The sequence below is a fragment of the Olsenella uli genome, from assembly GCF_016900775.1.
Classification (GTDB): domain Bacteria; phylum Actinomycetota; class Coriobacteriia; order Coriobacteriales; family Atopobiaceae; genus Thermophilibacter; species Thermophilibacter uli_A.
In genome coordinates this window covers 1-19,233 of sequence record NZ_JACJKN010000012.1, presented here as the reverse complement: position 1 = coordinate 19,233, position 19,233 = coordinate 1, and the positions used below count along the sequence as shown (strand labels likewise).

Below are 19,233 nucleotides of genomic sequence, written 5' to 3'. Positions count from 1 at the left end.
GTCAGGTGAAGAAGGTCGTCATCGCCGCGGTGTGCGCGGCGCTCGGGATCGTGCTCCCGATGGCATTCCACTCCATTCCCAACGCGGGCGCCACCTGGCTGCCCATGCACATCCCCGTGATGATTTCCGGTCTCGTGGCGGGCCCCGCCGCGGGGGCCGCGACGGGCGTGCTCGCCCCCGTGCTCTCCGGGCTGCTCACGGGCATGCCGCCCGCCCCGATGCTGCCGCCCATGACCTGCGAGCTTCTTGTCTACGGCCTGGTCTCGGGCCTGCTCTCGCGCGTGGTCCGCACCGGCAACACCACCGCCGACCTCTACGTCTCGCTCGTGGGCGCCATGCTCGCCGGCCGCGTGGTCTCGGGCGTGCTGCGCGCGCTCATCTTCTCGGCGGGGTCCTACTCGCTCGAGGCCTGGCTCGCGGCGTCCTTCGTGACGTGCATCACGGGCATCGTGCTGCAGCTCGCCGTGGTGGTGCCGATCGTGGTCTCGCTCGAGCGCGCCGGGCTCGTCCCGCCGCGCTACCCGGACTCGGAGGAGTAGCCGCGCCCGTCCGCCCGGATTCGCCGCCTGCGCCCCGCACGGTTGCTATGCGGGGCTCTGGCGACAGGATGGGCGAGGGAACTGTCGCGAGCCCCCCGCACGACGGCCGTGCGGGGGGCTCGCGACGTTTGCATCGAGAAAACCGTCGCCAGGCCCCCGCTCCGTCACCGTGCGGGGGCTCGCGACAATCGTGCCGAGAAGAACGTTGCGAACGCCCCGCTCCGTCACCGTGCGGGGCCCTGGCGACAAAAGAGCCGAGAAGAACGTCGCGAGGCCCCCGCAGCTCTGCTCCGCGGGGGGCTCGCGACGCTTTCTGCGCGGCGGGCGCCGGCCCGTCGTCACGCCGGCCGCGTGCTCGCGCGCTCGATGACGGTGCCGGGGACCTCCACCCGCTCGGTCGGTCGGGCCGGGTCCTTCGCCCGCGCGAGCACGCGCACGAGGACCTCGCCGGCCATGCGTGCCGTGTCCTGCGCGACCGTGGTCACGCCGCCGAAGAGCACGCGGTTCCAGGCGTAGTCATCAAAGGTCGCGAGCGCCACGTCGCGCCCGACCGCAAGGCCGCTTCCGCCGAGGGCCTCCACGAGGCGCAGGAAGACGAGGCCGTTCACCGCCACGAGGGCGAGCGGCCCCTCGCCGCGCCCGCGCGCGAGGCGGCCGAGCACCTCGTCGACGCCCGCGCCCCCCTCGCCGAGCCCCTCGACGGAGCCCTCCATCCCGTGCCGGGCGAGCCCGGCGGCGAAGGCCTCGGCACGGGCGCGCCGCGTGGCGCTCGTGGAGACGGGCTCGGTGAGCAGCGCGGCCCTTCTCGCCCCGCGCCGCTCGAGCAGCTCGAGCAGGCGCTCCACGAGCCGCGCGTTGTCCGAGGTCACAAGGTCCACGCCGCAGGCGCCGCCCTCCGGGCCTGCGATGGCGCGGTCGAGCAGGCATGTGGGGACGCGTGTCGCCGTCTCGGCGATGAGCTCGTCGTTGCCGCCGGTGGTGTTGACCACGAGGCCGTCCACCCGCGCGTCCACGAGCCGCTCGATGGCGTCCGCCTCGCGCGTGGGGTCGTTCTCGGAGAAGGAGCACATGAGCGTGTAGCCGGCGGCCTCGGCCTGGTCGCAGAGCTCCTGCAGGACCTCGCCGGAGTAGGGGTTTCGGACGTCGGCCATGACCACGCCGAGCGTGTGCGAGGTCTCCAGGCGCAGGCTCCTCGCCACGCTGCTCGGCCGGTAGCCCGTGCGCTCCACCACCTGCGCGATGCGCTCGCGCGTCTCTGCCGACATGGAGGTCCAGCGGCCGTTCAGGAACCGCGACACGGTGGCCGGGCTCACGCCCGCCTCGCGGGCGACGTCTCGGATGCTCGTGCGCGCCATGCCGCCCTCCCGTTTTTGTCGAGACTTCGTGTGCGCGCGGGCCCGCGCGCAGATCGTTCTTCTCGGTACTATACTACATGCCGTTGGGAAATCGATTTCCTAAAGCTAGACACACTGAAGATGGGAGACGTGGTGGACGAGAAGACCAAGGTGCTCGCGTTCGGGGAGATCATGATGCGGCTCTCGCCGCCGGACAACCTGCGCCTCGAGCAGGCCTCCACCTTCGACGTCCGCTACGGCGGCGCCGAGGCCAACGTCGCGCTCTCGCTCGCGTTCCAGGGCGACGAGGCGGCCTTCGTCTCCATTGTCCCCGCCAACCGCGTCGGCGACTGCGCGCTGCGCTCGCTCGCCGCCTACGGCGTGGACGTCTCCCGCGTCGTGCGCTCGGGGGACCGCCTGGGATCCTACTTCTTCGAGGTGGGCGCGTCGGTGCGCTCCAACGGCTGCGTCTATGACCGCAAGTACTCGGCCATCTCGCTCGCGCGCCACGACGAGCTCGACTGGGACGCCATCCTCGAGGGCGTGGGCGCCTTCTACGTCTCCGGCGTGACGCCCGCCGTCTCCGAGGAGATGGCCCTCGCCTGCGAGGAGGCGCTCGCCGCCTGCCGCGCGCGCGGGATCACCACCGTGCTCGACCTTAACTACCGCGGCAAGCTCTGGAGCCCGGAGCGCGCCCAGGCCGTGATGGCGCGCCTCATGCCCCACGTGGACGTCTGCGTGGCCAACGACGAGGACGCCCCCTCCGCGCTGGGGATGACCTGCGTCTCCGGCTCGCTCGCCAACGGGATCGAGGAGCGCGAGGACTACGTGGAGATGGCGCGCCAGATCTGCGAGCGCTATGGCTGCGGGATGGTGGCCTCCGTCATCCGCGACGTCCGCTCCGTCGAGGACTCCGACTGGATGGGCATGGTCTACGCGGACGGCGAGCCGCACTTCTCGTCCGTCCACCACGTGCACGTGCTCGAGGGCGTGGCCGCCGGCGACGCCTACGGCGCCGGGCTCGTCCACGCGCTGCTTCACGGCTTCGACCTCGACCACGCGAGCGAGTACGCCATCGCCGCGAGCGTCCTCAAGCTCACGATCCACGGGGACTCCAACCTCGTGACGCCCGCCGAGATCGAGGCGGTGGCGTCGAAGGGCGCCGGCACGCGCGTCGCCCGCTAGCATGACAAAGGTGACAGGGTCGTCTGTCAGGTTTTGCCGGGGGTCCCGGCAGGAGGGGAGAGACATGGGGTATATGGACGGGTTCTATAGCCAGGTGGAGAAGGTCGGCGTGGTGCCGGTCGTCGTGCTGGACAGGGTGGAGGACGCCCTTCCGGTGGCGGACGTCCTCGTGAGGGGCGGCCTGCCCTCCGCCGAGGTCACCTTCCGCACCGCCTGCGCCGCCGACGCCATCCACGAGATGAGCGAGAAGTGCCCCGACCTGCTCGTGGGCGCCGGCACCGTGCTCAACCTCGAGCAGGCGCGCCGCGCCGTGGACGCGGGCGCGCGCTACATCGTCTCCCCGGGCTACAACATGCAGGTCGTCGACTGGTGCCTCGAGCACGAGGTGCCGGTGCTGCCGGCCGGCGTCACCCCCACCGAGGTCACCGCGCTCGTGAACGCGGGCCTCGAGGTCACCAAGTTCTTCCCGGCGGCGCAGTACGGCGGCCTTGCCACCATCAAGGCGCTCGCCTCGGTCTTCGTGGGGCACCGCTTCATGCCCACCGGCGGCGTCTCCGCCTCCAACCTGCGCGAGTACCTCGAGTGCCCGGCGATTCTCGCCTGCGGCGGCACCTGGATGGTCAAGCCCGACCTCATCCGCGCCGGCGAGTTCGACCGCATGCTCGAGCTCACCTCCGAGGCCGCCGCGCTCGTCCGCGAGATCAGGGGCTAGCCGTGGCCGTCCACGTCATCGAGGAGGCCAACCGCTGCCTGGGCTGCCGCCGGGCGATGTGCCAGGAGCGGGGCTGCCCCGTCCACACGTCCATCCCCGAGGTCATCCGGCTCTTCAAGGAGCGCCGGATGGACGAGGCGGGCGCCCTCCTCTTTGAGAACAACCCCATGAGCGCCGTGTGCTCGCTCGTGTGCAACCACTCCAACCAGTGCGAGGGCAACTGCGTCCAGGCCCGCAAGGGCAACCCCGTGCACTTCTCGAGCATCGAGCACTACATCTCGAGCACCTACCTCGACCGTCTGGAGCCGGCGCGCCCGGAGCCCTGCGGGAAGTCCGTCGCCGTCATCGGCTCGGGGCCCGCGGGGATTACGGTGGCGATCAAGCTCGCCGCGCGCGGCTGCGCCGTCACGGTCTTCGAGCAGCGCACGGAGATCGGCGGCGTGCTGCAGTACGGCATCCCGGAGTTTCGCCTCTCCAAGGAGCTCGTCCAGCGCTACCGCGAGGTCATGTGCGCGCTCGGCGTGCGCGTGCGCCCCTCCACCACGATCGGCGGGGCCCTGCACATCGACGACCTCTTCCGCGACGGCTACGACGCGGTCTTCGTGGGCACCGGCACCTGGCGCGCCCGCAAGCTCGACATCCTCGGCCAGGCACGCGGCAACGTCTTCTTTGGCATCGACTACCTCGTGGACCCCTCGAGCGTGGCCATCGGGCGCGACGTGGCCATCATCGGCGTGGGCAACGTCGCCATGGACGTGGCGCGCTCGGCCCTGCGCCACGGGGCGCGCCGCGTGACGCTCTACTCCAACACGCGCGAGGTCACCGCCAGCTCCGAGGAGGTCGAGTACGCCGAGCTCGAGGGCGCAGAGATCGTCTACGGCAAGGACGTCGTCTCCATCGACGACGAGGGCCCGACCTTCCGCACCGCGATCTTCGACGAGAAGAACCAGGTTGTGGGCTACGAGGACGAGCTCGACCACGTGCGCTGCGACACCGTGATCATCGCCGTCTCGCAGCTGCCCAAGAACAAGCTCGTGCTCACCACGACGGGGCTTGCCACCAACGAGCGCGGCCTGCTCGAGGTCGACGAGTCCTGCATGACCACCGTCCCGGGCGTCTTTGCCGCGGGCGACGTGGCCACCGGCCCGCGCACCGTGGTGCACGCCGTCGCCGGGGCCAAGCGCGCCGTCGAGGGGATGGTCGCCTACATGGGGCTCTCCGCCGCCGCGCCGACAAAGCCCTAATCCGCCTCGCTGTTCCATCTCGGCGCGGGGTCCCGCCATGCGCCCCGCGCCGAGCCTCCTTTCCAGTGCCCCTCCCCGCCCTCCAGCCAGGGCGGGGAGGGGCGTTTTCCTTGGGGCCGCGCGCCCCTAGCCGCTTGCGCGCTCGAAGAACGCGAGCGCGTTGCCGGAGCAGAGCCGCTCGCAGACGTCCTCCCCAAAGCGCGCGGCGAGAAGGGCCTGGAGCTCGGGGAGCGCCTGTGCCCCGTCTACGAAGGCGGGGACGGTGGCGCCGTCGAAGTCCGCCCCAAGCGCTATGACGTCCTCGCCGCCGAGGTCGAGCCAGTGCTCGACGTGGGCTGCCACGTCGTCGAACGTGACGTCGCCGGCGTCGGCGCCCTCGCGCAGGAAGCCGCAGCAGAGGTTGAGGCCCACGAGGCCCCCTCGGTCGCGAATCTCCAGGAACTGCCGGTCGGTGAGGTTTCTCGGGTGCGTGCAGACGGCGCGGGAGTTCGAGTGGCTGGCCACGACGGGGCACGCCGTGCGGGCGAGCGCGTCCGCGAGGCCCTCGTCGTTGAGGTGGGAGACGTCGAGCACCATGCCGGCGCGCTCCATCTCCGCGAGCGCCTGCGCGCCGAGCGGGGTGAGCCCGGCGTGGGAGTCGCAGCCGCTTGCGAGCGGGCCCTCGGCGTTCCAGCTGAGGGAGGCCATGAGGACGCCCTGCTCGGCGAGGCGTGACACGAGGCCGAGGTCCGCGGCAAAGAGGCGCGCGTTCTCTATTGTTCGGATGGCGGCCATGCGCCCGGCCGCGAGGAGGGGGCGGATTTCCCCGGCCGCCCGCACGACCGTCACGGCGTCTGCGCACTTCCTCGCCTGGGCCTCGAGGTACGTCGAGACGTGCCGATAGAAGCGCTCCGCCTGTCCGGGGGAGAGCTCGTCGGGGATGAAGCAGGCGAAGCACTGCGCCCAGGGTGTCTTGCCGACGGCCTCGAGCGAGACGTGGCAGCGGCTCCGGGCGAGCTCGCGGCAGCCTGCGGGGTCGTCCGCGTCGCCGGGGCCGTAGAAGTCCGCCCCGCAGGCGCGGCGCAGGTCCTCCGGAAGCGTCTGCCATGCGATGCGGTCCGCGGTGTCGCAGTGCAGGTCGAATACGGGACAGGTCATCGTGCTCCCTCGGTCCTTGTGGTCGGCAGGGCGATGGCGCAGATGGCGGGTCGCTGCGCAACCAGCGCCTTGGTGCGAAATTATGGGCGTCTTTTGCGCAGTCAGTGCCTTGGTGCGAAGGGTTTTTCGGGACATTCCAAATAGTGACGGCCCGCCAACTGCGGCTTTTCTTCGACGAGAGGAGATATCCCGCTGCGGGAACGCATCCAGGGGGCAAACTCCCTTCGCGCCAAGGGGCCAATTGCGCAAGCGGGACCGCTTTCTTCGCGCCAAGGGGCCAACTGCGCGTCCGGGGGGCCGGGAGCGCGCCTACCTGCCGGCCCGCGCGCCCTCGAGCAGGCCCCCAAGGCGCGCGATGCAGTAGAGCGCCCCTGCCGTGGCGACGACGCCCCCGACAATGCCGACCGCCCCCACGCCGACGGCGTCACAGACGATGCCGCCGACGATCGAGCCGGTGCCGATGCCCACGTTGAAGAGGCCGGAGAAGATCGACATGGCCACCGGCGAGGCCTCCTCGGAGGTGATGCGGATGATCTCGGCCTGGGCGGCGACGTTGAAGGCCGTGGCGGACACCCCCCAGAGGGCGCAGACCGCGAAGGGTCCCGCCGCCATGCCCGCGAGCGGGGAGAGGAGGAGCAGCGCGGCGGCGACGCCGACCATCGTGGCGGTGAGGAAGGCCCTGCGGTGCCCGTCGAAGAGGCGCGCGAAGAACCAGCTCCCGACGAGCCCGGCGACGCCGAACACGGTGAGCGCCACGGTTATGAGCGCGTCGGGCATGGCGGCAACCTGCTGGAGGAAGGGCTCGATGTAGCTGTAGCCGGTGTAGTAGCCGGTCGCGAAGAGGATGGTGGCGAGGTAGAGGCCCACGAGCGCGCGGCTGCGCGCGAGCTCGGGCAGGCGCGCGAGCGTGAACGGCGCGCCCGCCTCAAGACGCGGGAAGAAGGCGATGAGCCCGAGGAGCGCCACGGCCGCCGTCGCGCCCACGCACACGAAGGTCATGCGCCAGCCGAGCGCGAGCCCGAGCGCGCGCCCGAGCGGCAGGCCGAAGATCATGGCGACCGAGGTCCCGGTGACGATCATGCTCATGGCGAGCGAGGAGCGCTCGGGCGCGGCGACGCGCACGGCGAAGGGGGACGCTACGGACCAGAAGACTGCGTGCGCCGCCGCCACGACGAGGCGCGAGGCCACGAGCAGCTCGAACGTGGGGGCGAGCGCCGAGGCGACCTGGCCCGCGCAGAAGACGGCGAGCACCGACACGATGAGCGCCTTGGGGGAGATGCGGCTCGCGGCGAGCATGAGCGGCAGGGAGAGGAGCGCCACGGCCCAGGCATAGATCGAGATCATGAGCCCGGCCCCGGACTCGCTGAGGGAGAACGCGCCGGCTATGTCCGTGAGCAGGCCGATGGGCACGAACTCGGAGGTGTTGAGGAGGAAGGCCGAGAGCGTGAGCGCGATGAGCGGCAGGAGCTCGCTGGCCTTCATGCGGGGTGCGGGCGAGGTGGCCATGGGGTCCTTTCGGGGCGTGCGTTATTTGCTGGGGAGACTGTATCGCATCCGATGCGCGAGCGGTGGTAGCACCATGTCAGGTAGCATGCCACTTTACAGGGTTTTCTGACTATACGGGCATATTCCCCCGCGAGATGTGTGTCGAGGAGGTCGACCGGCGCGGCATGCGAAAGGCGCCCGCCCCTGGGACGGACGCCTTTCGCGTGACACTCTTGGCAGCCTCTCGCGCGCCTCAGCGCTCGGCCTGCTCCTTGACCTTGCCGGAGAGCACGACGCACAGCACCGCAAAGACGATCGAGACGGCGTACAGGCTCGCGTTTGCGGCCGCCCCGTCGAGGGCGACGCCGAGCACGAGGCCAACGACGGAGCAGATGACGGCGACGACGCTCATGGCGCGGAAGGGGCCGATCTTGCGCGGGGTGTTGGCGCCGCGGATGCCCGCCCCGGCAAAGACGAGGTAGAAGACGCCGGAGAGGATGCCCCAGACGCCGAAGATGACGGCCCAGGCCTGCAGGTTGAAGTCGATTCCGCCCACGCTCACGACGTCGGCGGGGTCGAGAAGGCCCATCCCGGCGAGCGTGACGCCGCCGAGGGCGAGGCAGGCGACGGCATCGAGGACGTACAGGAAGCAGATGATCTTGAGGAGCTTGCGCTCTTTTGACATGGTTCCTCCTTAGGGCGACGGTCCTCTCAACTATACCGCGAGCCGTCTCGCGCCACCCCTATAATGGGGCGGGTGAAGGTATCCGACGAAGGGTAGGTCATGACCAGGCTGGCACTCATCTTCGGTGGCGTCTCCACCGAGCACGACATCTCCTGCAAGTCCGCCGACAACGTCGTCTCTGCGCTCGGCGGCCGCTTTGAGCTCGTGCTCGTGGGCATCACGCGCGACGGCCGCTGGCTCCGCTACGAGGGCGACCCGGCGGAGCTCACCGGCGCGTGGGAGCGCCACGACTGCACGCCGGTGGCGCTCGTGCCGGGCGCGGGGCTCGTCGAGCTCCCCGAGGGCTGCGGTCCGCGTCCACTCGAGGTTGACGTGGCGCTGCCCGTCCTGCACGGTCAGGGCGGGGAGGACGGCACCGTCCAGGGGGCGCTCGAGGTCGCCGGCGTCCCGTACGTGGGGTGCGGCGTCATGGCGAGCGCCGTGTGCATGGACAAGGACGCGTCGCACCGGCTCGCCGCGGCGGCCGGCGTGCGCTCCCCGCGCTGCGAGGTGCTCTGGCGCGGCTGCCCCGCCGAGGCGCGCGCCGCGGCCGTGGAGGCCTGCGGCGGCTACCCGGTCTTCGTGAAGCCCGCGCGCGGCGGCTCCTCGATCGGCGTCTCCCGCGCGGCGGACGAGGCGGCCTATGCCGAGGCGCTCGAGGCGGCGTTTGCCCTCGACGAGAAGGTCGCCGTGGAGGAGGCCATCACGGGCGTCGAGGTGGGCTGCGCCATTGTGGGCGATGCCGCGCGCGGCACCTGGATGGGCGAGCCCGACGAGATCGTGGTCTCCGGCGACGGCTTCTTCCGCATCCACCTCGAGAAGGACCCGGGCGCCAACACCGAGCTCCGCTGCCCCGCGCAGCTCCCCGAGGACGTCCTCGCCCGCGTCCGCGCCGCCGGCACGGCCGTCTATGAGGCGCTCGGGTGCGAGGGCCTCGCGCGCGTGGACCTCTTCGTCACGCCGGAGGGCGAGGTCGTCTTCAACGAGGTCAACTCCATGCCCGGCCTCACGTACTACTCGCGCTTCCCTCAGATGATGCGCGTCGCCGGCCACGAGCTCGGCGACGTCCTCGAGTCCCTCGTCGCCGAAAAACTCGCCTAAAAGGGGCCTGTCCCCGTTTAGGCGAGTTTTCGTGGAGGGCGCATCGCGACGCGTGCCGTGGGTAGGATACGGTCGGAAGAGCCCGACTCGAGAGGAGCCACCATGCCCGCGTCCGATTCGCCCTCCCACCGTCTGTTCATCATGCCCGGCTGCCCGTACTGCCAGAAGGTCCTCGCCTACATGGCCCGCGTGGGGCTCGACGACGGGCGCGTGGCGCTGGAGGACATCACGGCAGACCCCGCCGCGCGCGACGAGCTCGTCCGCGTGGGCGGCAAGGGGCAGGTCCCCTGCCTCTTCGTCGACGGCGCGCCGATGTACGAGTCTGACGACATCATCGCCTATCTCGCGGCGAACCTGCGCTAAGCGTGCCTCGCGGCGGCCTGCGGCCGCACGGCGGGCGAGAAGGACCGGGCCGGGCCGGAGCGCATGCCCCTGCGCCCGGCCCGCTTATTATTTCCCGGATGCCCGCGGCTACCTGACGCGCATGCAGCGCATGGCGTTCAGGATCGCGATCATGGCCACACCCACGTCGCCGAAGACGGCGAGCCACATGTTGGCGATGCCAAAGGCGGCGAGCACGAGGATGAGGAGCTTCACGCCCAGGGCGAAGACGATGTTCTGCCACACGATGCGCATCGTCCTTCTCGCCACGCGCATGGCGGCCGCGATCTTTGAGGGGTGGTCGTCCATGAGGACGACGTCGGCGGCCTCGATGGCGGCGTCTGAGCCCATCGCGCCCATGGCGATGCCCACGTCCGCCCGCATGAGCACGGGCGCGTCGTTGATGCCGTCGCCCACGAAGGCGAGGCGCGCGCCGTCCCTCTCGCCCGCGAGCAGGCGCTCCACCTCGTCGACCTTGTCCTCGGGCAGGAGCTGGGCGCGCACCTCGTCGATTCCCAGGCGCGCGGCCACGGCCTCGGCCACGTCCTGGCGGTCGCCGGTGAGCATGACGCAGCGGCGTACGCCGGCGGCGTGGAGGTCGCGGATCGCCTCCTCGGCGTCCTCCTTCACCACGTCGGCGATTACGATGTGGCCCACGTACGCGCCGTCCACGGCGACGTGGAGGATCGTGCCCGTGAGGTCGCAGTCATGCCAGCGGGCGCCGTGCTCGGCCATGAGCCTGTCGTTGCCCACGAGGACCACGTGCTCGCTCACGCGGGCACTGACGCCGTGGCCGGACTCCTCGCGCACCTCGTCGATTATCTCGCGGTCGATCTTGCCGGCGTAGGCGGCGCGCACCGAGACGGCGATGGGGTGGTCCGAGAAGGACTCCGCGTGCGCCGCCATGGACAGCACGTAGTCCGGGTCCACGCCCGCCTCGGGGTGGACGGCGACCACGTCGAAGGTGCCGCTCGTGAGCGTGCCGGTCTTGTCGAAGACGACGGTGTCCACGCGGGCGAGAAGCTCGAGGTAGTTGGAGCCCTTGACGAGGATGCCGAGGCGCGAGGCGCCGCCGATGCCGCCGAAGAAGCTGAGCGGCACGGAGATGACGAGCGCGCACGGGCAGCTCACCACGAGGAAGGTGAGCCCGCGCAAGATCCAGTCGGACCACGCCCCCAGGCCCGCGAGCGGCGGGATCACCGCGAGGGCGAGCGCGGAGAGCGTGACCGCCGGCGTGTAGACGCGGGCGAACCGCGTGATGAAGTTCTCCGTGCGGGCCTTCTTCTCGCTCGCGTTCTCCACGAGCTCGAGGATGCGCGCGACCGTGGACTCGCCGTAGGGCCTGGTCGTGCGGATGTGCAGGACGCCCGTCATGTTGACGCAACCGGAGACGACCTCGGCGCCCGCCTCCACGTGGCGCGGGACGGACTCGCCGGTGAGGGCGGCGGTGTCGAGCTGGCTTGCGCCCTCGATGACCACGCCGTCTATCGGCACGCGCTCGCCGGGCTTGACCACGATCTGCGTGCCGGGCGCGACCTCGGCAGGGTCGACCTGCACGAGGGCGCCGCCCCTCTCGACGTTGGCGTACTCGGGCGCGATGTCCATCATGGCCGCGATGGACTTGCGGCTCTGGCCGACGGCGTAGCTCTGGAAGAGCTCGCCCACCTGGTAGAAGAGCATGACGGCGGCGCCCTCGGCCATGTGGGGGTCGGCCTCGGGGAAGGCGACCATCGCGAAGGCGCCGAGGGAGGCCACGGACATGAGGAACGCCTCGTCGAAGGGGTCGCCGCGGCGGATGTTGCGCGCCGCCTCGAGCAGGGTCTTGTAGCCCGCGATGAGGTAGGGGACGAGGAAGAGCGCGAAGCTCGCGTAGACGTCTCCCGGCGAGCCGAACGCGCGCGTGAGAAGGCCGGTCCCCTCGACGGCGAGCGCCGCCGCAAAGAGGACGAGCGCCAGTATGATGCGGTTGCGCCACCGCCGCTGCTTCCTGTTCATAGCATCTCCTCTGCAATTTGGGGAAAAACACGTCCCCAATTAGTGCAATTAGCGGATGATCTTGCAGTCGGGCTCGAGCCTGGCCGCACGCGCGACCACGCGGGAGAGGACGTCGTCGAAACGGTCGTCGGCCGCGGAGAGCGTGAGCTTCTGCGTCAGGAAGTTCACGGAGACGGCGTCGACGCCGTCTACCCTGGCGAGCTCGTCCTGCAGCTTGCGCGCGCAGTTGGCGCAGTCGATCTCGTCGAGCCTGAATGACTTGCGCATGGGGCCTCCTTACTCGCAGATGTGGGACATGCCCTGGTTGAGCATCGTGTAGACGTGGTCGTCGGCGAGCGAGTACAGGACGTTGCGCCCGTCTCGCTGGAACCTCACCAGGCGCGCCGACTTGAGGGTCCGCAGCTGGTGGGAGACGGCGCTCTGCGTGGAGCCCGTCTCCTCGGCGATGTCCGCCACGCAGAGCTCGCGACCCATGAGCGCATAGAGGATCTTGATGCGCGTGGTGTCGCTGAAGACCTTGAACAGGTCGGCGAGGTCATAGAGCAGCTCCTCGTCGGGCATCTCGGTGGGGGTGGGCTCCTCGGGCATGCGCTCTCCTCTCGCTGAATGAACATCTGAGCAAACATTCATACGATGTGCTCAAACATGATTATATGAGCATGTGTTCATATGTCAACGATAATTTGGCCGCTCCGTCGCCCTTTTTGCGGCTTCGTCAGGGCATTTTTCCACTTCTAGGTGTTTTTCTTGGGTTATCCAAGTAGAGGGGCAATCGTCCGTCAGAAAAGACCTGCTCAGAGGCGTGCTCGCAGCTGGGCTACTTCACGAGGCCCGAAAAAAACACCTAGAAGTGAAATGTCGACCGCAGCTGGGATAGGGGCCTACGCGAACTCAATCTCCCCGGTCTCTGCGTTCATCGACTTCACCACGGCGAGCGACTCCACCTGGTAGCCGCGCTTGCGCAGCTCGGCGCCGCCAGGCTGGAAGCCCTTCTCGATGGCGATGCCGATGCCCTCCACGATGACGCCCGCCTCGTCGCAGATCTCGAGCAGGCCATTCATGGCGCACCCCATGGCCATGAAGTCGTCGATCACGAGCACGTGCTCGCCGGGCGTGAGGAAGCGCTTGGCCACGATGACCTGGTACTCGCGGCCCTTGGTGTAGCTCGTGATGTTGGTGCGGTACTGGTCTCCGTCGAGGTTCTTGGACTCGGTCTTGCGCGCAAACACCACGGGCACGTTGCCAAAGTGGGTCGCGGCGACGCACGCGATGCCGATGCCGGAGGCCTCGATCGTGAGGATCTTGTCGATGCGCTTGCCGGCAAAGAGGCGCGCCCACTCGGCGCCCATGCGGTCGTAGAGGGCCACGTCGCACTGATGGTTGAGGAAGTTGTCCACCTTGAGGACGTTGCCCTCGCGAACGATCCCGTCCCTGCGGATGCGGTCCTCAAGCTCCAGCATGCGTGGCCCCTCTCGATCCTGTTGGCGTTCCGTCCATTATGCACGCTCGGCGCGCATTTGGTTCCGCTCACCTGAAAGTTTGTCGCTGTTTATCGACTATCGATAATTAGTGGAAGAAGAACGATAAGCGCACGGCGAGAAGAACGGAGGGAACCATGACGGAGGACATGCAGGCGAGAGGGCAGGTCGACCTCAGGGGCAGGCACACGGCCCGCGTCGCCTCCTGGTTCTGCGCGACGGTGGCGGCCGTGTCGATCGCATACGCCGCGCTTTCGCTGGCCGCGGCCCTGGCCGTCACGCAGGCCAGCATGGCGAGCACCGGCCGGGACCCGATCACCGCGTTTCTCACGGCGAACGAGACGTCCGGCACGGTGGTCCTCCAGAGAAGCGAGTACGGCGGGAACGTGACGCTCTACGGCAATCCCGTGCAGGTGATGGCCACAGGGGTGGCAAAGGGCGCGCTCGCCGGCGCGGCGTTTGTCGTCGCGTGGCGCATGTGCCGGCGCATCGCCCGGACGGGGCGGGCCTTCTCGCCGGAGCGCGTGCGCGAGCTGCGGACAACGGCGGTTCTGCCCCTGCTTTCGGGCTGCGTGCCCACCGCGCTCGCGGCGCTGGGCAACGCGCTCTCCTCCGCCGCGGTCAGGGAGCTCCTGGGCCGAGGCGAGGCGGTTGCCTACGGCCTGGTGCCCCTGGGGTCCTCGGGGTTTGACCTGGGACTCGTCGCGCTCGGCGTGCTGCTTGTCGCCATCACCAAGATTTTCGAGTACGGGTGCGTCCTGCAGCGGCAGGACGACGAGACGCTGTGAGGGTCCGCAAATGATCGTGCTGCGCCTCGACCGCGTCCTCGCGGACCGCAAGATGCGCTCGAAGGAGCTTACCGAGCGCATCGGCCTCACCGAGGTCAACCTCTCGCGCATCAAGTGCGGCAAGATCTCCGCCGTGCGCTTCTCCACGCTCGACGCCATCTGCCGCGAGCTCGGCTGCCAGCCGGGCGACATCCTCGAGTACGTGCCGGACGAGTAGCGCCGCGCGGCGAGCGGGGCGCGGGCGAGAAGGACGTGCGCCCGCTACTTGGCGCGCCGTCCGAAGAACGGCAGCCGCGGCAGGCGCCCGCGATACGGGCTCACGAAGTCCTCGTCGCCGATCTGCTCGGAGGCCTCGACCTCGGGCGGGACGCTCTCCACCACGCCGTTGGGCACATCGGCGACGGGCATGTCCGTGATGTCGGGCACGACGGTGGCGACGGGGCGCTCCTCGCCGGCGGCCTGCGCCGCGGCCTCGGCCTTCTCGCGGTAGCGGACCATCATGTCGCGCTGGAGCTCCACCACGCTCGGAGGCGCCCAGATGAGCGCGTTGGCGCCGGCGGCGACGGTGGCCGCGGCCGTCGCGTCGTCACGCCCGCCGGTGGCGATGATGGGCAGCGTGGGGAAGGCGGCGCGCAGCTCGGCGATGACCTCGGGGGTGCGCCGCCCGGCCGCGACGTTGATGATGCGCGCGCCGCGGCCGATCTTCTCGGCCGCCTCGTTGTCGAAGCGCGTGATCGTGGCGATGACGGGGATGTCTACGGTGGAGGACACCTGCGCCACCATCTCGGGGGTGGCGGGGGAGTTCAGCACCACGCCCGCCGCGCCCTGCATCTCGGAGACCGCGGCGAGCTCGGCGGCGCGCCGGCCGGTGGTGGTGCCGCCGCCCACGCCCACGAAGAGCGGGGCCTCGGCCACCGTGAGCAGCGCCTGCGTGATGGCGGGCTGCGCGGTGAACGGGTAGACGGCAAAGATCGCGTCCGCGTTGGAGTTGCGGATCGCGGCGACGTCGGTGGAGTAGAGGAGCGTCCGGATGCGCCGGCCGAAGAGCGTGAAGCCGCTGCACTCCTCGTAGTTGTCCGGCACGCGCAGCGGCGCCTTGCGCAGGCGCCCCTCGATGGGCTCGGGGCCGTCCGCGGCGGGGACGACCTCGTTGGGCGAGTGGCCCACCTCGAAGATGCCGGGGCTCGCGAAGTGGGCGCGCTGCTCGGGGGCCGGGTTCTTCTCGTCGTACGTGTCTGCCATGGGGCCTCCCGGGTCTCGTCGTTTTTCTGACAGTTTTTTGTTCCCCGCGGGGGCCCGGTGTATTCACACGCCGAGAAAAACCTCTGCCTCGGCGAGGCAGAGGCTTCGCCCGCGTCCCTAGGCCTCGGTCTCGAACTCGGCCGCCACCTCGCGCAGGAGCTCGCGGATGGGCAGGTGCTGCGGGCAGGCGCGCTCGCAGGCGCCGCAGCCCACGCACTCGGAGGCCAGGCCGTGGCCGTGGCCCGTGTGGACGGACTTGTAGTAGAAGCCGGCCGAGTCCTCGCCGTAGGCGCGCTTGGCGTTGAGGCAGGAGAAGACGTCGGGGATGTTGATCTTCTTGGGGCAGCCGTCCACGCAGTAGCGGCAGGCGGTGCACTCGATGGCGTTCTGGCCGCGCAGGATCTGGGTCACGCGGTCGATGGCGTCGCGCTCGGCGGGGGAGAGCGGCTCGAGCGGCGAGAACGTGGCCACGTTCTCCGCGATCATCTCGGGCGTGCCCATGCCGGAGAGCACCATCTCGACGCCCGGCAGCCCCGCGGCGAAGCGAAGCGCAAAGCTCGCGGGCGAGCCCGGGCCCGCGGCGGCAAGCGCCCGGCGCGCCTCCTCGGGCAGGTTGACAAGCCGGCCGCCCTTGACGGGCTCCATCACGATGACGGGCTTTCCGTGGGCGGCGGCCACCTCGCAGCACGCGTGGCTCTGGATGACACCACTCTCCCAGTCGAGGTAGTTGACCTGCAGCTGGACGAACTCGACGTCGGGGTGGTCGGTGAGGATCTTGTCGAGGAAGGCCGCGTTGCTGTGGAACGAGAAGCCCACGTGGCGCACCAGCCCGGCGTCGCGCGCGGCGAAGGCCTCCTCGTAGGCGCCCTCGCGCTGGTACTTCTCGTAGTTGCCCATGCCCTGCGAGTGCATGAGGTAGAAGTCGAAGTAGTCCACGCCGCAGGCGCGCAGCTGGTCCTCGATGAGCGGGCGGATGTCCTCGCGGCGCTCGAAGCCGTTGGGGGAGAGCTTGTCCGCGAGCAGGAACTCAGAGCGGTCGTGGCGCGCGGCGAGCGCCTGTGCGAGCGCCGGCTCGGAGCCGCCGGAGTGGTAGGGGCGCGCGGTGTCGAAGTAGTTGAGGCCCCCGTCGAGGAAGGCGTCCACCATCTCCGTGAACGTGGCGATGTCGATGGTGCCGTCCTCGAGCTTGGGCAGGCGCATGCAGCCGAAGCCGAGCTTTCCGCGCGCGCCCTCGAAGGGCGCGGCGTGCGTGGTGGGTGCGGTGGCGTTCATGGGGTCCCCTCTCCCTCGGATGTGCCGGGACCATTGTACGCCGTCCCCGCCCGCCCCCGGCGAGAAGGGGCCCTTCCGGCAGGTCGCCCTACCAGAGGGAGTAGGCGCTCACAAAGAGGTCGGAGAGGCTGTCGGCATCGACGACCCACGCGTCGTCCTCGAGCGTGAGGTCGAGCGAGTAGCTCAGAGACTCGCCGGCGCCCGCGGCGCCCGCGGCGTCCACGGCGTCCTCGAAGAGCGTGGCCGCGACGGCGCGCTGGTCCTCCGAGAGCGGCGCGGCGTCCTCCGAGTAGCTGCCCCAGAGGTCGTTCTCCATGAGGTAGTCGGACAGCCCCTCGTTCGCGGCCCAGAAGATGTCGTTGACGTTGGGCGCGACGATGTCCACGTAGACGGTCGCCGTCCCGTCCTCCCAGTCGTAGCCCCCGTCGGTCGAGAAGGACGTCTGGGAGACGGCCCAGGTGGCGAAGGCGTCCGCGTCGATCCCCAGCTGCTCGGCGGAGTAGCCCTCGATGGTGAGGAGCTTCTCGTCGAGGTACTCTGCGATGCGGCCGTGCAGGGCGCCCGACTCCGGGTCCGCGAGCGCGCCCGAGAGGGCGGCCGAGGCGGCGAGCTCGAGGGCCTCCTCGTCGGCATCGTCACTCTCGTGGACCAGGTAGGAGACGTCCTCGGTAGACGAGGACACGTTCTCCGCGGACTCGCCCACGAGCATGAGGATGGGAGCCGCCACGTTCACGGCGATGATGATGGCGACGACCGCCGCGACGAGCTTCCCGACCCTCGAGCCCGAGGCCCCGCGGGTGCTGACGGGCTCGGTCGCCGCGGGCCGCCCGCGGCGATTCCGACGCCGCGGCGCCGGGGGCTCGTCGGTCGAGGGGGCGTCGTAGGCGTGGCCGCGCGTGGTGGGCGCCTGGTAGTTGTCGTCGGGCTTGTGCGGCTGGCCGCCTGGCTCGCCGTGCGGGGCGTAGTCGGGTCCCTCGGTGCCCGGCCCCTCGGGCGCGGCGCCGGGAAGGTCGGGCTCGTCGCAGGGGAGCTCGGGCTCCCCTGCGTTGAAGGGGTCCACCTGGGACTCGTCGGGGCGCGAGAAGCGGAAAGCGGACATGGGGGCTCCCTCCGTCCGATGAAAATGCCAGCTCACGGTAAAAACTCTGCCCCCAGTATATTGTTGTCCGGCCAGTTGGGTATGCTGAGAAGAACCTGTTGGACGTTCTAGGGAGTGACCATGGAGCTCTTAGGCTTCGTTCTTCTCGTCCTTGTCGTGTTCTTGATCGTGGGCCTTGTCACCGGCAACCTGTTCTACGTGGTCAAGCAGCAGCACGCCGTGATCATCGAGCGGCTGGGCAAGTTCCACCGCATCGTGGGCGCGGGCTTCCACGCCAAGATTCCGTTCGTGGACCGCAAGGCCGCCACGGTGAGCCTCCGCACGATGAAGAACGGCTTCAACATCGACGTCAAGACCGAGGACAACGTCACCATCGGCCTCGAGATCTCCGCCCAGTACCACGTGAGCTACGAGACCGGCGCCACCCCGCAGCAGTCCGGCGTCTACAAGAGCTACTACATGCTGCAGCAGCCGGTGGCGCAGATGCGCGACTTCATCACCGACGCGCTGCGCTCGTCGATCCCGGTCTACACGCTTGACGAGGTCTTCGCCAAGAAGGACGACATCGCCAAGGACGTCAACGCCACGGTGTCCGAGCAGATGGCCGCCTACGGCTTCACGCTCGTCTCCACGCTGATTACCAAGATCGCGCTGCCGGCCGAGGTCGAGGACTCGATGAACCAGATCAACGCCGCCCAGCGCACCAAGGCCGCCGCGCAGGACCTCGCCGAGGCCGACCGCATCCGCCGCGTGACCGAGGCGCAGGCCGAGGCCGAGGCCATGGAGAAGTCCGGCGAGGGCATCGCCAACCAGCGCAAGGCCATCGCCGCCGGCATCTCCGACTCGCTCGCCACGATCCAAGAGACGGGCGTCTCGGCCGCCGAGGCCAACCAGCTCTTCATGTTCACGCAGTGGACCGAGATGATGGGTGAGTTCGCCAAGGCGGGCAAGAGCTCCACCGTGGTGCTGCCGAGCGACTTCACGCAGACCGCGGGCATGTTCGAGCAGATGCTCGCCGCCGGGCAGGCGAACGAGGGCTCCAAGGTTCCGCCGGCGGCCCCGCAGAAGTAGCCGCGCGCCTTCGGGCTCCACCTCGGGCGGGCTTCGGTCTCCCTCATCTGGGGGCGTCCGGGGCCCGCCCGTTCTTCTCGCCTTCCGGCCGCCGCGGCCGGGTCGCTCCCTTTCCGTCCCCGTGGCCGGGCCGCCCCCGCCCCCGTCCCCGCGCAGACTGCGCGCGATTGGGTGGCATCTTTGATGAACGGGAGCGCACTCGTTGGTCAGAAGGGCAAACTTAATCTTTTAGTTGTAGATTCTGCCATAAAGGGGGCGTGGTTGGGCGCGTCCCTTGATGGGTTCGGCTTTCTATATAAGGGATGCCACCCAGTCGCGGGGGTTCGGCGCGTCGGGGTGGCCCTGGCCGGCCTCAAGGTCCATGCCCACCCAGTCGCGCGGGGTTTCGGCGGCCGGGGGGCAATCGGGCGGCAGTTCGGGGCGGGTTCTGTCTCTTATACACATCT

The 19,233-nt window shown here is 69.8% G+C and carries 20 protein-coding genes; 9 read left to right on the top strand and 11 right to left on the bottom strand.

Features of this window, described 5'->3' with window-relative positions; genetic code table 11:
• Positions 1-5: 5 nt before the first annotated feature.
• Positions 6-539, top strand: coding sequence for an ECF transporter S component (locus H6A23_RS07965; protein WP_353653039.1), 534 nt, complete (start codon positions 6-8; stop codon positions 537-539).
• A 338-nt stretch (positions 540-877) separates the two neighbouring features.
• On the opposite strand, the gene H6A23_RS07960 is transcribed toward H6A23_RS07965, so the two are convergent.
• Entirely contained in the window at positions 878-1,894 is a 1,017-nt protein-coding gene (locus H6A23_RS07960; RefSeq protein ID WP_204831661.1) for a LacI family DNA-binding transcriptional regulator, read from the bottom strand.
• 132 nt (positions 1,895-2,026) lie between these two features.
• On the opposite strand from H6A23_RS07960, the gene H6A23_RS07955 reads away from it, so the two are divergent.
• The 3 genes from H6A23_RS07955 to H6A23_RS07945 all read left to right on the top strand — a co-directional run bounded on the left by H6A23_RS07955 (position 2,027) and on the right by H6A23_RS07945 (position 5,014).
• Positions 2,027-3,058, top strand: coding sequence for a sugar kinase (locus H6A23_RS07955; RefSeq protein WP_353653037.1), 1,032 nt, complete (start codon positions 2,027-2,029; stop codon positions 3,056-3,058).
• 64 nt (positions 3,059-3,122) lie between these two features.
• Complete coding sequence (gene eda / locus H6A23_RS07950) at positions 3,123-3,770, top strand: bifunctional 4-hydroxy-2-oxoglutarate aldolase/2-dehydro-3-deoxy-phosphogluconate aldolase (protein ID WP_204831659.1); 648 nt, start codon at positions 3,123-3,125, stop codon at positions 3,768-3,770.
• A 2-nt stretch (positions 3,771-3,772) separates the two neighbouring features.
• A complete protein-coding gene (locus H6A23_RS07945; protein ID WP_353653036.1) occupies positions 3,773-5,014 on the top strand; it encodes an FAD-dependent oxidoreductase in 1,242 nt (413 codons plus the stop codon).
• Between the two features lie 126 nt (positions 5,015-5,140).
• Here H6A23_RS07945 and H6A23_RS07940 read toward each other — a convergent pair whose 3' ends face one another.
• From H6A23_RS07940 to H6A23_RS07930, 3 genes are all read right to left on the bottom strand, one after another.
• Positions 5,141-6,151 (bottom strand): dipeptidase, encoded by a 1,011-nt coding sequence (locus tag H6A23_RS07940; protein ID WP_204831658.1) that lies wholly within the window; start codon positions 6,149-6,151, stop codon positions 5,141-5,143.
• Between the two features lie 309 nt (positions 6,152-6,460).
• Positions 6,461-7,657 carry an MFS transporter gene (locus H6A23_RS07935; RefSeq protein ID WP_286165906.1) on the bottom strand — a complete coding sequence of 399 codons (1,197 nt, stop codon included), beginning with the start codon at positions 7,655-7,657 and terminating at the stop codon, positions 6,461-6,463.
• Between the two features lie 232 nt (positions 7,658-7,889).
• Positions 7,890-8,321 carry a hypothetical protein gene (locus H6A23_RS07930; protein ID WP_204831657.1) on the bottom strand — a complete coding sequence of 144 codons (432 nt, stop codon included), beginning with the start codon at positions 8,319-8,321 and terminating at the stop codon, positions 7,890-7,892.
• A gap of 99 nt (positions 8,322-8,420) precedes the next feature.
• Here H6A23_RS07930 and H6A23_RS07925 point away from each other — a divergent pair, with 99 nt between their 5' ends.
• Both H6A23_RS07925 and H6A23_RS07920 read left to right on the top strand, forming a co-directional pair.
• Positions 8,421-9,461: a D-alanine--D-alanine ligase family protein gene (locus tag H6A23_RS07925; RefSeq protein ID WP_204831656.1), complete on the top strand. Its 1,041-nt coding sequence runs from the start codon at positions 8,421-8,423 to the stop codon at positions 9,459-9,461.
• A 102-nt stretch (positions 9,462-9,563) separates the two neighbouring features.
• Entirely contained in the window at positions 9,564-9,824 is a 261-nt protein-coding gene (locus H6A23_RS07920; protein ID WP_204831655.1) for a glutaredoxin family protein, read from the top strand.
• Between the two features lie 108 nt (positions 9,825-9,932).
• Here the strand turns inward: H6A23_RS07920 and H6A23_RS07915 are convergent, their stop codons facing one another.
• From H6A23_RS07915 to H6A23_RS07900, 4 genes are all read right to left on the bottom strand, one after another.
• Entirely contained in the window at positions 9,933-11,837 is a 1,905-nt protein-coding gene (locus H6A23_RS07915; RefSeq protein WP_204831654.1) for a heavy metal translocating P-type ATPase, read from the bottom strand.
• A 48-nt stretch (positions 11,838-11,885) separates the two neighbouring features.
• Positions 11,886-12,104, bottom strand: a complete 219-nt coding sequence (locus H6A23_RS07910) for a cation transporter (RefSeq protein WP_204831653.1) — start codon at positions 12,102-12,104, stop codon at positions 11,886-11,888.
• 9 nt (positions 12,105-12,113) lie between these two features.
• Complete coding sequence (locus tag H6A23_RS07905; RefSeq protein ID WP_286165905.1) at positions 12,114-12,425, bottom strand: ArsR/SmtB family transcription factor; 312 nt, start codon at positions 12,423-12,425, stop codon at positions 12,114-12,116.
• Positions 12,426-12,718: 293 nt separating this feature from the next.
• Positions 12,719-13,297, bottom strand: coding sequence for a xanthine phosphoribosyltransferase (locus tag H6A23_RS07900; protein ID WP_204831651.1), 579 nt, complete (start codon positions 13,295-13,297; stop codon positions 12,719-12,721).
• A gap of 155 nt (positions 13,298-13,452) precedes the next feature.
• Here H6A23_RS07900 and H6A23_RS07895 point away from each other — a divergent pair, with 155 nt between their 5' ends.
• The gene (locus tag H6A23_RS07895; protein ID WP_204831650.1) at positions 13,453-14,103 is read left to right on the top strand and encodes a DUF2975 domain-containing protein; all 651 of its coding nucleotides are present in this window, start codon (positions 13,453-13,455) and stop codon (positions 14,101-14,103) included.
• Between the two features lie 10 nt (positions 14,104-14,113).
• Entirely contained in the window at positions 14,114-14,320 is a 207-nt protein-coding gene (locus H6A23_RS07890) for a helix-turn-helix domain-containing protein (protein WP_204831649.1), read from the top strand.
• A gap of 44 nt (positions 14,321-14,364) precedes the next feature.
• On the opposite strand, the gene H6A23_RS07885 is transcribed toward H6A23_RS07890, so the two are convergent.
• From H6A23_RS07885 to H6A23_RS07875, 3 genes are all read right to left on the bottom strand, one after another.
• Complete coding sequence (locus tag H6A23_RS07885; RefSeq protein WP_204831648.1) at positions 14,365-15,345, bottom strand: hypothetical protein; 981 nt, start codon at positions 15,343-15,345, stop codon at positions 14,365-14,367.
• A 117-nt stretch (positions 15,346-15,462) separates the two neighbouring features.
• The gene (locus tag H6A23_RS07880) at positions 15,463-16,617 is read right to left on the bottom strand and encodes an aldo/keto reductase (protein ID WP_204831647.1); all 1,155 of its coding nucleotides are present in this window, start codon (positions 16,615-16,617) and stop codon (positions 15,463-15,465) included.
• Positions 16,618-16,705: 88 nt separating this feature from the next.
• Entirely contained in the window at positions 16,706-17,716 is a 1,011-nt protein-coding gene (locus H6A23_RS07875) for a hypothetical protein (protein ID WP_204831646.1), read from the bottom strand.
• Positions 17,717-17,836: 120 nt separating this feature from the next.
• On the opposite strand from H6A23_RS07875, the gene H6A23_RS07870 reads away from it, so the two are divergent.
• A complete protein-coding gene (locus H6A23_RS07870) occupies positions 17,837-18,787 on the top strand; it encodes an SPFH domain-containing protein (RefSeq protein ID WP_204831645.1) in 951 nt (316 codons plus the stop codon).
• The last annotated feature ends 446 nt before the right edge of the window (positions 18,788-19,233 follow it).

What these genes read in the sequence shown, in the direction of transcription:
- H6A23_RS07930 (WP_204831657.1), bottom strand. Translation starts at nt 8,321, where the DNA reads ATGTCAAAAGAGCGCAAGCTCCTCAAGATCATCTGCTTCCTGTACGTC.
- H6A23_RS07935 (WP_286165906.1), bottom strand. Translation starts at nt 7,657, where the DNA reads ATGGCCACCTCGCCCGCACCCCGCATGAAGGCCAGCGAGCTCCTGCCG.
- H6A23_RS07880 (WP_204831647.1), bottom strand. Translation starts at nt 16,617, where the DNA reads ATGAACGCCACCGCACCCACCACGCACGCCGCGCCCTTCGAGGGCGCG.
- H6A23_RS07920 (WP_204831655.1), top strand. Translation starts at nt 9,564, where the DNA reads ATGCCCGCGTCCGATTCGCCCTCCCACCGTCTGTTCATCATGCCCGGC.
- H6A23_RS07915 (WP_204831654.1), bottom strand. Translation starts at nt 11,837, where the DNA reads ATGAACAGGAAGCAGCGGCGGTGGCGCAACCGCATCATACTGGCGCTC.
- H6A23_RS07925 (WP_204831656.1), top strand. Translation starts at nt 8,421, where the DNA reads ATGACCAGGCTGGCACTCATCTTCGGTGGCGTCTCCACCGAGCACGAC.
- H6A23_RS07900 (WP_204831651.1), bottom strand. Translation starts at nt 13,297, where the DNA reads ATGCTGGAGCTTGAGGACCGCATCCGCAGGGACGGGATCGTTCGCGAG.
- eda (WP_204831659.1), top strand. Translation starts at nt 3,123, where the DNA reads ATGGGGTATATGGACGGGTTCTATAGCCAGGTGGAGAAGGTCGGCGTG.
- H6A23_RS07940 (WP_204831658.1), bottom strand. Translation starts at nt 6,151, where the DNA reads ATGACCTGTCCCGTATTCGACCTGCACTGCGACACCGCGGACCGCATC.
- H6A23_RS07895 (WP_204831650.1), top strand. Translation starts at nt 13,453, where the DNA reads ATGACGGAGGACATGCAGGCGAGAGGGCAGGTCGACCTCAGGGGCAGG.
- H6A23_RS07890 (WP_204831649.1), top strand. Translation starts at nt 14,114, where the DNA reads ATGATCGTGCTGCGCCTCGACCGCGTCCTCGCGGACCGCAAGATGCGC.
- H6A23_RS07905 (WP_286165905.1), bottom strand. Translation starts at nt 12,425, where the DNA reads ATGCCCGAGGAGCCCACCCCCACCGAGATGCCCGACGAGGAGCTGCTC.
- H6A23_RS07885 (WP_204831648.1), bottom strand. Translation starts at nt 15,345, where the DNA reads ATGGCAGACACGTACGACGAGAAGAACCCGGCCCCCGAGCAGCGCGCC.
- H6A23_RS07960 (WP_204831661.1), bottom strand. Translation starts at nt 1,894, where the DNA reads ATGGCGCGCACGAGCATCCGAGACGTCGCCCGCGAGGCGGGCGTGAGC.
- H6A23_RS07875 (WP_204831646.1), bottom strand. Translation starts at nt 17,716, where the DNA reads ATGTCCGCTTTCCGCTTCTCGCGCCCCGACGAGTCCCAGGTGGACCCC.
- H6A23_RS07910 (WP_204831653.1), bottom strand. Translation starts at nt 12,104, where the DNA reads ATGCGCAAGTCATTCAGGCTCGACGAGATCGACTGCGCCAACTGCGCG.
- H6A23_RS07870 (WP_204831645.1), top strand. Translation starts at nt 17,837, where the DNA reads ATGGAGCTCTTAGGCTTCGTTCTTCTCGTCCTTGTCGTGTTCTTGATC.